Source organism: Kitasatospora sp. NPDC001095 (genome assembly GCF_053598615.1).
Window position 1 is genome coordinate 431,668 of sequence record NZ_JBSFKQ010000002.1, and the last position, 13,731, is coordinate 445,398.

Annotated in this window: 7 protein-coding genes, 1 tRNA gene and 1 pseudogene; 5 read left to right on the forward strand and 4 right to left on the reverse strand. The window is 75.9% G+C overall.

Annotated elements, in window-relative coordinates:
• Window positions 1-161: 161 nt before the first annotated feature.
• Window positions 162-225: transfer RNA gene (locus ACWDBB_RS03915), tRNA-OTHER, on the reverse strand.
• Between the two features lie 180 nt (window positions 226-405).
• A complete protein-coding gene (locus ACWDBB_RS03920) occupies window positions 406-1,833 on the reverse strand; it encodes an MFS transporter (RefSeq protein WP_402415666.1) in 1,428 nt (475 codons plus the stop codon).
• An 828-nt stretch (window positions 1,834-2,661) separates the two neighbouring features.
• On the opposite strand from ACWDBB_RS03920, the gene ACWDBB_RS03925 reads away from it, so the two are divergent.
• The 3 genes from ACWDBB_RS03925 (at window position 2,662) to ACWDBB_RS03935 (ending at window position 6,283) form a co-directional block, all read left to right on the forward strand.
• Entirely contained in the window at window positions 2,662-4,815 is a 2,154-nt protein-coding gene (locus ACWDBB_RS03925) for an asparagine synthase-related protein (RefSeq protein WP_449788090.1), read from the forward strand.
• Between the two features lie 154 nt (window positions 4,816-4,969).
• Window positions 4,970-5,491 carry a universal stress protein gene (locus ACWDBB_RS03930; RefSeq protein WP_449788091.1) on the forward strand — a complete coding sequence of 174 codons (522 nt, stop codon included), beginning with the start codon at window positions 4,970-4,972 and terminating at the stop codon, window positions 5,489-5,491.
• A gap of 87 nt (window positions 5,492-5,578) precedes the next feature.
• Entirely contained in the window at window positions 5,579-6,283 is a 705-nt protein-coding gene (locus tag ACWDBB_RS03935) for a DsbA family oxidoreductase (protein ID WP_392881916.1), read from the forward strand.
• A gap of 99 nt (window positions 6,284-6,382) precedes the next feature.
• Here the strand turns inward: ACWDBB_RS03935 and ACWDBB_RS03940 are convergent, their stop codons facing one another.
• Window positions 6,383-8,653 carry a sigma-70 family RNA polymerase sigma factor gene (locus tag ACWDBB_RS03940; protein ID WP_449788092.1) on the reverse strand — a complete coding sequence of 757 codons (2,271 nt, stop codon included), beginning with the start codon at window positions 8,651-8,653 and terminating at the stop codon, window positions 6,383-6,385.
• A 338-nt stretch (window positions 8,654-8,991) separates the two neighbouring features.
• A complete protein-coding gene (locus ACWDBB_RS03945; protein WP_449788093.1) occupies window positions 8,992-9,882 on the reverse strand; it encodes a TetR/AcrR family transcriptional regulator in 891 nt (296 codons plus the stop codon).
• Between the two features lie 553 nt (window positions 9,883-10,435).
• Between ACWDBB_RS03945 and ACWDBB_RS03950 the strand changes: the two genes are divergently transcribed.
• Both ACWDBB_RS03950 and ACWDBB_RS03955 read left to right on the forward strand, forming a co-directional pair.
• On the forward strand, window positions 10,436-11,809 hold the full coding sequence (locus tag ACWDBB_RS03950; RefSeq protein ID WP_449788108.1) for an NAD(P)/FAD-dependent oxidoreductase: 1,374 nt from the start codon (window positions 10,436-10,438) through the stop codon (window positions 11,807-11,809).
• 170 nt (window positions 11,810-11,979) lie between these two features.
• Window positions 11,980-13,272: pseudogene (locus ACWDBB_RS03955) on the forward strand (SpoIIE family protein phosphatase); the annotation flags it as partial.
• Window positions 13,273-13,731: the final 459 nt, after the last annotated feature.

Genomic DNA, 13,731 nt, shown 5'->3' on the forward strand with positions numbered 1-13,731 from the left:
CGGGCTCGAACCGCGGCGTCCTGCGGACGCCTCACCAAGAAGTAACCGCTGCCGTCGCACCGGGAGGTGCGGAATCTGTTCACGTGTAGGTGTCCAGAGATCGAAGGCGGCTGAGGTGACGAAGCTGCTCTGGCCGACTGAGCTACACCGGCACGGAGCACCGATGACGGGATTCGAACCCGCGACCTGCCCATTTGGAGTGGAAGTAACCTCTGCCTGCGCACCTGGACGGGAGAAACCCTAGCCAGGCCCCTCCCGCCGCCGCACTCCATTTACCGTCGGGATCCACCGGCGGGCCCGGATCGTGGCCCCGGGCCCGCACGCCAGGCCCGTACACCGGGCCCGCACGCGAGGCCCGCACGCCAGGCCCGCACACCGGGCCCGCAGGCCGGGCGCGGACGCCGCTCAGGCCGGAGCGACGATCACCGCCCGGGCCCGCTCGGTCAACTCCCTTACCCGGCGTTCACCTTGGAAGGGCTCCAGCCGCCGCAGCATCTCCACCACGTACTCCCTGCTGCGCTGCGAGGAGATCCGGCCGGCCACCTCGACGGCGCGTTCGCCGGCGGCGACCGCGGCGTCCAGGTTGCCCGCCTCCGCCTCGGCCATCGCCGAGACCACCAGCCGCAGGCCGTGCGAGCGGACGAAGCCCTCGGTGGGCGTGGCCAGCGCCTCGCGGGTGAACTGCCGGACCTTGGAGGGCACTCCGAGGTCGCGGAAGCACTCGGCGGCGTCGGCGGCGAGCCGGTCGTAGGCGTAGAAGTCGATCCACGCGGGATCGGGGTCCCCGGCGCGCGCCCGTTCGAGAGCGCTCTCCGCCGCGCCGAGCGCCGTCGCACACGCCGCCGCGTTGCGTGCCTTGGCCTGGGCCCTGGCCTCCACCAGGTGGAAGAAGCTCATGGTGCGGGCGGTGGCCAGGCCCCGGTTGCGCTCCAGCGCGGCCTGGGCGAGGTCCACCGCCTCCTCGGCGAAACCCCGGTAGCCCGCCTGGAGGCTCATCGACGCCAGCACGTAGCCGCCGAGCGGCACGTCGGCGGCGGCCCGGGCGAGCCGCAGCGCCTGGATGTAGTAGCGCTGGGCGGCCTCGTGCTGCCCGGTGTCGAAGGCCATCCAACCGGCCAGTCTGGTCAGTTCGGCGGTCGCGCCGAACAGCGCCCGGCCGACGGCGTCGCTGTACGAGGCGAGCAGCAGCGGCGCCGCCTCCACCCGCAGGCACTCCGGCACCATCGACGAACGCCAGTCCCCGCCGCCGTACTTGGAGTCCCAGCGGCGGGCCTCCTGGGCGGCCTCGCGGAGCTTGGCGGCGTCCGAGTGGCCGACCCGGTAGGAGGAGGTGTCGGTGGGGGAGCGCGGGACCTCGCGGGCCACCGAGCCGTCCGCCGGGTTGATCAGCCAGCGGGAGACGGGGGTCGCGTAGGCGGCGACCGAGAAGGTGCCGGCCAGGCTGTCGCTCCAGCGGCCGCCGCCGGGGCCCCGGCGCAGGTCGAGGTCGACCCGCCACAGGTCGGTCGCGGAGCGGACCGCGTCGGCGACCTCGCGCGGGAAGGCCAGGCCGAGTTCGGGCGCCGGGTCGGTGTCGCCCAGGCCGATCTCCTCCAGCGGGACGGGCCGGCCGAGCTTGCCGCCGATCGCGGTGGCGATCAGGTGCGGGACGGGCCCCTGCGGCACCATGCCCTTGCTGACCCAGCGGGCCACCGAGGTCTTGTCGTACCGCAGGGTCAACCCGCGTTGGGCGCCGAGGTCGTTGACCCTGCGGGCCAGCCCGGCGTTGCTGATCTGGGCGAGGGTCAGGAGCGTGCCGAGCCGTTCGTTCGGTCCACGTGGGCTGACGGTCATGGTGGCGGCTGCACCTCCTGCGGCCTTGTGCGCGGGGCCCGGGCGGCACCGGGTCGTAGCTGCAGTACCTAGCGTAGTCGGACGCGTTCCGACGGTTAAGAGGTCGCATTCCGGATGGCGGGATCGCGCACTCGGCGGTGCCGCACCGGAGTTGGTCCGGACCACTCGGATCCGGCCGACCGCGCGGCGCTCCGGAGCCTCGTGCTCCGGTCCCGTGTTCACGTGCGCCCGGCCGTGCTCCCTGGCCCGACCGGCAGGTCGGCGATTCGCTGGTGGTCGTGGGTCGGCCTGCCGTCGAGGACCCGGCGGGCCGGGGGAAGCCGCCGCCTCAATCCCCGCGGGTGGCGGTGAAGTCCGGGAGGGCATGCGGATGCCCTCCCGGGCCGGGCGACACCTTTCGGCCATCTCGCGATGCCCATGTCAAAGGTGTTCGCGGGTGGTTCCGGGCCGGGGAGGGGGAGGCCCGGCCCGCCCGCCCCCGGGAATGCCGGACGGATCGAACTCGCCTCCGGCGCGCGGAACTTGCTCACCCGGAGCGGTCGAGGCGGCGTGGGAGCCCCCCGGCTCCGGAGCGGTCCGGCGGGCGCGACCGGGAGCCCACCCCCGTCCGCCGTCGTGGCCGCGTCGGCCGTCGAACGGCCGGTTCGAACGGAAACGGAACCCGGAACACCGACCACGGCGGCGCCCCGCGGTGGCACGATGTCTCCTGACGGCGCGTCGAGCTGCGGGGCACGCCGGGACGGCGCGGGCCGGTCAGGCACCCCACCCGGCCGCCCGGCGGCGGCGAACGCGTCGTACGGATGCAGGTCCTCGTCCGGTGGAGGCGCGATGCGGTGGCTGACGGGCTGGTGCACGGGCGCGCCGAGCGCGGGCACCCCGGCGCACGAGACGCTCGGCAGGGTCGAGCCGATCGCCGCGCGGCCCCTGTGGGCCGGGCCCGACCCGCTCTGGGCCGTCGGCGACTGGCGCCCCGGGGAGATCCGCCTGGTCACCCTCCGCCCCGGCGCCCCCGCCGTGGTCAGCACCGGCCCCACCGCCCCCGACCAGGTCGAGGACACCCCCGCCACCTCCCGGCTCGCCGTCCTCGGCCACTGCGGCGCCACCGACGCCGAACTCGCCGCCGGCCTCGCCGCCGCCCGCGGCGGCGCCGTCCGCCACCTGACCGCCTGGCCCGGCAGCTACACCGTCGTGCTGCGCTCCGGCACCCGCTCCACCCTGCTGCTCACCGACCTCGCCGGCGCCCGGCCCGTCTTCCACACCCCGTGGGCCGGCGGCACCGCGTACGCCACCGCCGCCCTGCCGCTCGCCGACCTGGTCGGCGCCCCGCTGGACACCGGCCACCTCGCCGCCCGGCTCGCCTGCCCCGAGTCCCCCGAGGCGCTCGGCACCGGCACCCCGTACCTGGGCGTCCAGCGGGTGCCGCCCGGCCACGTGCTCGGCATCCGCGGCGGCCGCCCGTACCTGTCCGGCTACGACGACCCGGCCGGCGCCGAGCAGCCGCGCGACGAGGCGCCCGCCGTCCGCGAACTCACCCGCGCCCTGCTGGAGTCCGTCCGCTCCCGGGTCCGCACCACCACCCCGGCCCTCGATCCGGCCGGGCGGGCCCGGCTCGGCGTCGACCTCTCGTACGGGACGGCCTCCGCGACCGTCGCGCTGCTCGCCGCCGCCGTCCCGCTGCCGCCGGCGCCGACGGCCGCCGCGTCCACGGCGTCCGTCCCGGCGGCCCGGGCCGCCACCGCCGGGGCCAGGAGCGGCGCGGTCAAGGGCTCCTGGGCCCGCGCCACCGCCCGGGAACCCGCCGCCCCCGAGCAGTTGGCCGCCGTCACCCTCGGCGAGACCGAGCCCCCGGCCGGCCTCGTGCTCGCCCCCGACACCCCGCGGCTGCGGCACACCGTGCTCGACCCCGGCCCGGACACCCTCCCGTACGCCGGGCTGGACGCCGACCCGCGGTCCGGCCGGCTCACCGACGAGCCGGGGCCCGAACTCGTCGCCGCCGCCCGGGCCGAGGCCCGCTTCGACGCCGGCGGCACCGACCACCTCACCGGCTACGGCGCCCGCCAGGTCCTGGACGGGCACCCGGCCCGGCTCGCCGACCTGATCCGGGCCGGCCGGCCACGCGAACTCCTGCCCCCGGTCGTCGCGCTGGCCGGCGCCGACCGGGCGGCCGCGGGCGTCCTCACCGGCACGCTGCGCACCCCGCTCACCGTGCTCCGGGCCGCCCACCGGCTCTCCCGGGTCCGCTACGCGGAGGCGCTGGACGAGGCGGCCGCCAGGCTGACCGCCCGCCACGTCCCGGACGGCGACGGCACGGCGGGGGCCCGCTCGGCCGTCGACCTCGCCTGGTGCGTGCCCGGCCCGGCCGCCCGCTGGCTCTCCGACGAGGCGCTCTCCTCGGTCGCGCTGCGGCTGCGCCTGGCGGCGCGCAGACCGGCGCCCGAGGAACACCCCGGCGCGCACCGGGCCCGGCACGCCCTCTACCGGCAGGCGCGCTCCTTCCGCACCCTCGTGCACGCCGCCGAACAGCCCGGCCAGCGGCTGCACGCGCCCTTCCTCGACAACCAGGTGGTGCGCGCCGCCCGGCTGCTGCCCGACGACGTCCGCCTCCAACCCGGCGCCCGGCACGCCCTCCTGCACGCCGTCCTCACCGGCGCCGGCCGCACCGACCTGCCCCCCGACTGGGGCCGGAGCCCCCGCCCCGACCGCACCGCCCCCACCCGCGCCGGCCTGTGCCTCGCCGCCGACGGACTCGCCGAACTCTTCGACGCCCCGCTGCTCGCCGAAGCCGGCCTGATCGACCTCCCCGCCGTCCGGGCCGACCTCGCCCGCTCCGCCGACCCCGCCACCCCGCTCTCCCCGGCCGCCCTCGCCGGCCTCGCGGACCTCGTCTCCACCGAGCTGTGGCTGCGCCGCGTCCGCGCCCGCCGCCACGGCGCCTGCTGGACCGGCCTGCCCGCCCCCCGCCAACCCGCGCTCACGTCCTGACACCACCGGCTGCTCCCGCCGGTCCCCCGGCCTGCCGCCTGCGGGCCCCGGCCCTCCCGTCCGTCGGCCCCGGTCTGCGGCGCGGTTGCCGGGCCCTGGTGGACGGGGCGGTGATGATGGCGGGGGTGTGGGTCCGGGGCGAGGAGGACGTGCGGTGGCCGGTGGGAGCGCGGGGCGGGAGGTGCCGGTCGTGCTGTCGGTGCTGGGGCGTCCGCCGTCGGGGCGGCCGCCGGGGGTGTTGGCGGCGTGTGACGGGTCGGACGGGTCGCTGTGGGCGCTGGACCGGGCGATGACGGAGGCCGAGTTGTTCGGGCTGCCGCTGTACGTGCTCGCCGTCGTCAATCCGGCGCCGGCCGGCTACCCGCCGGGCATGACGGAGCTGGTGCAGGAGAGCGTGGAGACGCTGGTCGAGAGCATGGCGGACGGGCTGCGCCGCTCGGTGGCCGCCGTTCAGCGCCAGCGCCCCGCGCCGTACGCGGGGGAGCTGTCGCTGCACGTGGTGCTGGGCAACGTGATCGAGGTGCTGCTGGAGGCGGCGACCCGGCAGCACACGCTGGTGGTCGGCACCCGGGGCAACGGAGGCTTCGCCCGGCTGCTGATGGGCTCGGTGAGTTCGGCGGTCGTGCACCACGCGGCCTGCCCGGTGCTGGTGGTCCCGGCGCCGCCCGCGGCCTGATCGGCGGGGTGCCGGGAATGTACCGAGATGGTTCACCGTTCACCCGTCTTGTCCACACCTGACAAGACGCCCCCTGGAGCCCCCCGCATGAAGGTCGAGATCTGGTCCGACATCGCCTGTCCCTGGTGCTACATCGGCAAGCGCCGTTTCGAGCAGGCCCTGGCGGACTTCCCGGGCCGGGAGCAGGTCGAGGTCGTCTACCGTCCGTACCAGCTGGTCCCGGACGCCCCCGAAACCGCGAGCCCGCACCGCGCCTGGCTGGCCGAGCGCTACGGCCCGCAGTCGGTGGCGATGGACGCGCGGGTGGCCGAGCTGGGCCTCGCCGAGGGCATCACGTACGACTTCGACGCCGCGCTGCACGCCAACACCTTCCTGGGCCACCGCCTGCTGCACCTCGCCGAGGTCGAGTACGGACCGGCCGTCCAGGGCCGGCTGAAGGAGGCGCTGCTGAAGGCGCACTTCACCGACGGCGTCGACGTCGGTGACCGCGCCGCGCTGACCGACGTCGCCGTCTCGGCCGGCCTGGACCGCGACCGGGTGGCCGCCTACCTGGCGGGCGACGAGGGCACCGCCGAGGTCGACGCCCAGCTGGCCGAGGGCCGGGAGCTGGGCATCAGCGCCGTGCCGACCTTCGTCTTCGAGGGCAAGTGGGCCGTCCAGGGCGGCCAGGACGCGGCGACCTTCCGCAAGGTGCTGGAGCAGGTCGCCACCGAGATCGGCGAGCGCCGCCCCGCCCCGGTGCAGGTCGCCCCGGCCGGGGAGGCCTGCGCGGACGGCTCCTGCGCCATCTGACGGTCAAGGCCACCCGACGGTCACCGTCGGCCCGAGGCCCGTTCCAGGACGCCCTGGAGCGGGCCCCGGGTCATGACCGCCCGGACCGCGTCCGGGCGGTCACGAGCACCGGAAGCGGGCCTGGGCCCAGTCCGCGACGTTCAGCGCCGACCAGATCCCGTTCACCGGCGTGACCGTCAGCTTGATCGACTTCTGCCCGGCCAGCGGCACGTGTACCGGCACCGCGTCGTCGCCGACGGCCAGCGCGCGGGAGCGCCACAGGGTGCTGCCGTCGGAACCGTGGACGGTGAAGACGACCCGGCCCGGCGAGAGCGTCGCGTCGTCCACCCCGGCCACCGCGTCGAAGGACGTGCAGGTGCGGTTGAGGTCGATCACCGTGCTCGCCGGGGCGTGCACGGTGATCGCGTGCGGGTGGTGGGCGCCGCCGATCCAGCCGCCGTCACGCTGCCAGAAGTTGTCGCTGCCCTTCTGCCGGATGCTCGGCTCGGGGGGTGGCACCCGGTTGTTGCCGGGCTTCAGTACGGGCAGCGAGTCGCCCCAGAAGTCGCTGAGCACCGGCGGCACCGGCGGGCTGACGGTCGGGGTCGGCAGCGGCGGCAGGGTCGGCGTCGGGATGACCGGCACGTCGGGCGTGGGCAGCGGCGGCAGGGTCGGCACGGTGACGACCGGGGGGGTGAAGCTCGGCGTCGGCGGTTTCGGGCCGCCGGGTGCGGGCGTTCCGGGCTGCGGGGCCTGGTCGGTGGCGGCCGGCGGAACCGGCGTGGACTTGGTGGTCGGCTTGGCCGCGGGGCTCACCGCGGGCTCTTCCGGGGCCGCGGCGGCGGCGCTGGACGCCGGGGCCGGAGCCGCCGTGGGCGCGGGCGCGGGCGAGGCCGCGGGCGCCCCGGGTGTGGCGGCGGTCGGCGCGCTGGGGGCCGGGGGAGCGGCCGCCGGGGGCTTCGGTTCGGGCGAGCCGGTGAACGCGTACGCGGCGACGGCGGCCGCGGCCACCGCGATGGCGGCGACGATCCCGGCCTTGGCCGCGGTGCCCAGGCCCTCGCCGACCGCGGTGGCACCGGCCCCGCCGGAGGCCGCCCCGGTCGAGCCGGCGGCGGCCGTACCGGCGGCCGCACCGGCGGCCGCACCGGCCGCCGCCCCCGAGGACCCGGAGGCCGCGGTGGCCGTCCCGGCCGCTGCCGCACCGCCGACGGCGGCGGCACCGCCCACGGCGGCCGCGGCGGCGCCGAACCCGCCGACGCCGATCCAGACGAGCACCCCGCCGGGCAGCAGGGCGCGCAGCCCGGTGTTGATCTCGGTCAGTTCGAGGCAGGCCGCCGTGCAGCGGTCGCACTCCTGGAGGTGCCGGCCGACCTCCGCCGAGGCCCGCTTGCGCAGCGAGCCGCGCGCGTACGCCCCGAGCCGGTTGGCGTACGCCTCGCATGCCCGGTCCTGGCTGCCCGAGACGTGCGCCTGGAGGAACGCGGCGGCGAGCCGGTCCCGGGCCCGGTGGGCCTGGACGGCGGTGGCGTTGGCGGTCTTGCCGAGCATCACCGCGACGGTCTTGGGGGATTCCCGCTCGACCTCGGTGTGCCAGAGCACCACCCGGTCGTCCTCGGGCAGTTCGGCGTAGGCCTGCATGACCATCCGCTGGTCGGCCATCGCCATCGCCCAGGCGTCGGCGCCCGGGTCGGCGAGGTCGACGTCGACCACGGCGGCCGAGGTCTGCGCGAACACGGCGAAGTCGTCGACGAGTTGCTCGCGCCGCTCGCTGCGGTGCCAGGCGGCGGCGACGTTGCGCACGGCGGTCAGCAGGTACGCGCGGACGGCGAACTCGGGGCCCTTGCCCGCCCGCAGCGCCTGCAGGGTGCGGGCGAACACCTCGCCCGCGAGGTCCTCGGCGGTGAAGCTGTCCCGGCAGCAGGTGCGCGCGTAGCGGCGCACCGAGTCGGCGTGCCGGCGGTAGATCTCCTCGTACGCGGCGTCGTCGCCGGCCCGCACCCGGGCGGTCAACTCGGCGTCGGAGGCGGGGCGCTCGCCGTCCACCGGATCGGCGGGGGCGGGCACGGTCGGCCGGGCGGTCCGGCCGTCGCCGGTGAACGGTTCCCCGACGAACGCCTCGGGGGAGACACCGCCGCGGCCCGCCGGGGCCTGCCCGGGCACCCGGCCCGGGGGCAGCGCGGCGGCGGAGGCGGAGAGCGTCTCGCGGCTGGGCATCCCGGCCTGGTCGGGGACGTGTCCGGCGGCCGCACCCGGCGCGGAGCCCGGCACTTGGGCCGCCCCGCCGGCCTTGCCGAGACTGCAGGGGCCCGTGACGGACCCCTCGGCGCCGTCACCGGAGAGGCCTCCGAAGTCGAGACCGTACCCGTAGTCGTTCTGTTCCTCGGCGCTCACAACGGACCCCAGATTCCACGACAGCCCCCGTAGCGTGGCAGGGCGCGCGGGCGTGCGCGGGCGCACGGCTCCCCGGCGTACGGCGCCGACGGCGCGCGAACGGCGCGCATCGGGACATTGGCTCCAACCACGGGCAAAGGATGGCATAGCGCAGGGGCGGGCGGTAGCCGGAGCGACCGCCTTCCACCCCTCCGAGGGGCCGTCGCGGGAGTGTTCGCCCAGCGTGCGGCGGTGGGGTGTGCGACTCCCACACCCGGCGCGCGCACCCGGGCCGCGCGCCGGTCCTTCCTCCAACTCCCCTGCCCGCCGGGCGTGGCGGACCGGCCGACCGGCGGGCGTCAGCGCTCCCGCAGGCCGTCCAGCAGTATCTGCAGCAGCCGGTCCGAGGGCCCGGCCGCCGGTTGACCGTCCGTCTGCGAAGAAATCGGCGAGAAACCGCCGGCGGCCGGCGCGGAGAGCGACGGACGGACCGCGTGCACCGGCACCGAGGCGGTCAGCACCAGCACCACGTCCGACACCGTGACGCCCGGCCGCAGTTCGCCCGCGGCACCGGCCCGCGCCACCAGGGCGGCCAGCAGTTGGAGGAGCAGCCGGGGGTCGGCGTCGGCCGCCGACGGCTCGACCACCCCGCCGGAGCGGGCCTCCTCGCCCCGCAGGTCGAAGCGGACCGCCGCGGGCTGCTCCGCCGTCCGCTGCTCGGGCACCCGGCCCAGCTCCTCCGCGTAACGGAACGCCTCCGGCGGCAGCAGCCGCCCGGCACCGCTGCTCACCGCGCGGGCCAGGTAGCCTGCCAGCGCGTCCCAGGCGCCGTCACCGCCGTACAGCGACTCCCGCGCCTGCGCGGTCAGCCACGCCACCTCCTCGGCGGCGATCCGCTGGACCAGCACCTCCTTGCTCGGGAAGCGCCGGTAGACGGTGCCGACCCCGACCCCGGCCCGGCGCGCGACCTCCTCCATCGGCGCGCCGTAGCCGAACTCGCCGAACACCTCGCGGGCCGCCCGCAGCACGCTCTCCAGGTTCCGCCGGGCGTCCACCCGCAGCCTGGCCCCGGGCACCGCCGCGGCGGCCGCCGCCGGCTCGGCCCGGTACGGGACGGCCGCCTGGACCATGCCGACCTGCGCGAGCCCGCTCTGCGACGGCAGCTCCACCGGGCCGCGTTGCTCGGGGACCACGCCCGGCCCGGCCTGCGGTGCGACCGCCCGCCCCAACACCTGCTCCTGATCCATCATCCCAACTCTCCCCCGCAGGCGTCCGAAACCGGACCCTGTCGTCGCCCGCCCCTGCACCCCCCGGTGCAGCTCAGCCCGTCAGAAATGACCCGATGACCCATTGCTCGTGCCGCCCGTCCCGATCCGGTGACCACGGTTCGTGCCGCCGTGCCGGGTCCACGTCCGGCTCGGCGCGTCGGCACCGTCCGGGGCCCTGTCCGGGAACTACCCTTCCCCGGATGACCGGCCCCCAGTCGGGTTTACACGCCAACGCTGGAACTGGCCGTAGTGGCCGCTCCACGGTGCGTCGCCGCCGATTGTCATGGCGACGGCCGCCCCGGTACACAATCCGACCATAGTTCACCAGTCTCCGAGGCCGAAAGTGCGTCAGAAAGTCGCCCAGTAGGCACAACTGGCCACGGCGGTCACTCGTGTCGCAACCCGCCCCGTACGGACTGTGGACAAGACCGCCTCCGCCGGTCCTTCATAGGGGCGTGATGGGGGGACACACCCGGCCGCGGGGCGGCCGGGGACGAAACGTCGCATCGGCAGGAGGCGCACCATCAGGATCCTGATCGCCGGCGGCGGCTGCGCCGGAACGGCCGCCGCCCTCCACCTCCAGCGCGCCCTGCGGGAACGGCTGCGGCGCGGCGAGGTGGAGATCACCGTCGTCGAGCCCCAGGCCTACTTCACCTACCACCCGCTGCTGGCCGAGGTGGCGGCCGGCTCGATCGACCCGAGACACGTGGTCGTGCCGCTGCGTCGGGTCCTGCCGGACTGCCGGGTGCTCACCGCCCGGATCACCCGGATCGAACACGCAGCCCGGCGCGCCCTGGCCGACGCCGCCGGCCCCGGCGAACCCCCCGCCCCGGTCGAACTGCCCTACGACATCCTCGTGGTGGCCCCCGGCTCGGTCTCCCGCACGGCTCCGGCGCCCGGACTCGCCGAACACGGCCTCGGCTTCTCCACCGTCGGCGAGGCGGTGGGCCTGCGCAACCACGTCCTGGAGCAGCTCGACCTGGCCTCCGCCACCCGCGACCCGGCGCTGCGCCAGTCCGCGCTCACCTTCGTCTTCGTCGGCGCCGGCTACGCGGGTGTCGGCGCGCTCGCCGAGCTGGAGGACATGGCCCGAACCGCCGTGCGCGGCTACCACAACGTCGGCGCCGAGGACCTGCGCTGGGTCCTGGTCGAGGCGACCGGCCGGATCCTCGCCGGGGAGTCGCCCGAACTCGCCGAACACACCCTGGGCGAACTGCGCGAGCGGGGCGTCGACATCCGGCTGCGCACCACCCTGGAGTCCGCCGCCGACCGGGTCGTGGCACTCTCCGACGGCAGCCGCTTCGGCGCCCGCACCCTGGTCTGGACGGCGGGCGTTCGGCCGTCCCCGCTGTTGCGCGAGACCGACCTGCCGCTGGACACCCTCGGCCGGGTGCGGTGCCTGGCGACCCTGCAGGCCGTCGGACCGGACGGACGCGCCCTGCCCGGGGTCTGGGCGGCCGGCGACTGCGCCGCCGTACCCGACCCGAACGCGGACGGCGCCCCCTGCGCCCCCAACGCCCAGCACGCGTTCGCCCAAGCCGAGTTGCTCGCCCGCAACGTCGTGGTGGCGCTGGACGGCGGGCCGCACGACCCCCGCCTGGCCGACTACCGGCCGGGCCCCGCCGCCTGCTCGACCTCGCTCGGCCCGCGCCGGGCCGTCGCGCACACCCGGCGGGGCGGCACGCTCACCGGCCGCCGGGCCTGGTGGCTGCACCGGGCCCGGCACCTGAGGCGGCTGCCGAGCGCCGAACGCCGGGTGCGGGTGCTGATGGACTGGGTACTCGGCGGGGTGTTCTCCCGCGAGGTGGTCTCGCTGGGAGCGACGGAGCACCCGCGTTCGGCCTTCGAGGGAGGGTTCGGCCCGAAGTCCGGGCGGCGGTCCGACGCCGGCCCGGATGCTCCCCGGTGAACGCGCCCGCCGACCCGGCCCGGCAGTCGTCCGGACGGCCACGCCGGGCGTGCGACTTCCGGAACCGGGCCTCCGCCTGACAGGATCAGCCCGACCTGGTCATTACCCCTTGTGGTGCTGCGCACACAAAAAGTGATGATATGCCTGGAAAACGAGGAAGCGGCCGTCGTTTGAACCTCATGCGCTGGAGCGCCCGGCTCGCCGGAGTCCCCTGGCGTGCCCTCCCGCCCACCGGGACCGGCACCGAGGACGGTGCGCCCTGCCCCGACGGCGTCGTCGTGCCCAGCCCTCGAGACCCGACCGGTCCCGCCGCCACCGCCGAGCTCCTCGACCCGCACAAGCCGCAGAACCTGCGCGAGGTCCTCAACCGCATCCCCGCCCCGGTCGCCGTCACCTACGGCCCGCTCCACCAGCTCGGCTACGCCAACCGCGCGTACCGCGAACTCTTCGGCGAACGCCCCACCGGCCTGCCGGCGGCGGAGGCGCTCCCCGAACTCGCCACCATGGGCGTCCTGCCCCTGATGGACCAGGTCATCCGGGGCGGCCGCCCGCGCAGCGTCAAGGCCCGCTGCATCCTCGGCCTCACCGGCAACCGCTACTACAACGTCTCCTGCGTCCCGCTCGGCGCCGGGGAGAACGGCGACACCCCCGTGGAGGGCCAACCCGCCGGAGTGCTGATCTTCGCCGCCGAGGTCACCGACCAGGTCCTCGCCGCCGCCCGCCTGCGCGAAGCCGAACGCCGCCAGCGCGAGGCCGCCGTCACCCTCCAGCGCAGCCTGCTCCCGCAGAAGCTCGACCAGCCGGCCGGCCTGCGGGTCGCCGCCACCTACCAACCGGGCGGCGCCGAGGCCGCGGTCGGCGGCGACTGGTACGACGTCATCGCCATCGACGGCGGGCGCACGGCCCTCGTCATCGGCGACGTCATGGGCCGCGGCCTGCGCGCCGCCGCCGTCATGGGCCAGCTGCGCACCGCCGTCCGCGCCTACGCCCGCCTCGACCTGCCCCCGCACGAGGTGATGCGCCTGCTCGACGGGCTCGCCATGGAGATCGACGCCAACCAGATCGCCACCTGCACCTACGCCGTCTGGGACCCGCAGCGCCGCACCCTCTCCTACGCCTCCGCCGGACACCTGCCCGTCCTGCTGCGCTGCCCCGACGGCACCATCCTGCGCAGCGAGGAACAGAACGGCCCGCCGCTCGGCACCGGCGGCGGCCTGCACGTCTCCCACACCCTGCGCCTGCTCCCCGGCACGACCGGCGTCCTCTATACCGACGGACTGGTCGAACGCCGCGACGAGGACATCGACGAGGGCCTCGATCTCCTGGCCCGCACCCTGACCGGTGCGATCGGCGCCCCCGAGGTGGTCTGCGCCAGGCTGCTGCGGGCGATGGGCGTGACCTCCGAGCACGACGACGACGTCGCCGTCCTGGCCTTCCAGCTGCCGGCGGAAGAGAGAGCCGGAAATCCGCTTGCGCCACTTGACCCGGAGAGTCCAGAGGTCTAGTGTTCTTCGAGCTGCCTGGCAGGGAGCACCGGACACGCATCGGCGCGGACGGTCCCGGGGCGGCCAATCCTCTGAAACACCACTTCCCAGGTTCGGGCTGGGTCGCGTCGGCATTTCCGCGTCGCGGCTGAGCGCTTATTTGGCGTGCTCGTTTTATCGGGTTGCGGCCGGATTCGCTTTTCGGAGCGGAGATCGGCTAGAGTTTGAAACGTCGGACAGGGCGTCAAGCCCCGGAAGACACCGGCGAGTTGGATGACGAAGCCCCGGAAACGGAGCGGAAAACATCTGATAAGCTGGAAACACGAAAGAACGAAGCCCGGAGGGCCCGCTGGAAGGCGGTCCGAAGGAAGCGTCCGTTCCTTGAGAACTCAACAGCGTGCCAAAAGTCAACGCCAGATATGTTGACATCCCCGGCCT

Excerpts from the sequence above, each read along its gene's own strand:
- ACWDBB_RS03935 (WP_392881916.1), top strand. The coding sequence starts at position 5,579 with ATGAAGGTCGAGATCTGGTCCGACATCGCCTGTCCCTGGTGCTACATC.
- ACWDBB_RS03920 (WP_402415666.1), bottom strand. The coding sequence starts at position 1,833 with ATGACCGTCAGCCCACGTGGACCGAACGAACGGCTCGGCACGCTCCTG.
- ACWDBB_RS03945 (WP_449788093.1), bottom strand. The coding sequence starts at position 9,882 with ATGATGGATCAGGAGCAGGTGTTGGGGCGGGCGGTCGCACCGCAGGCC.
- ACWDBB_RS03925 (WP_449788090.1), top strand. The coding sequence starts at position 2,662 with ATGCGGTGGCTGACGGGCTGGTGCACGGGCGCGCCGAGCGCGGGCACC.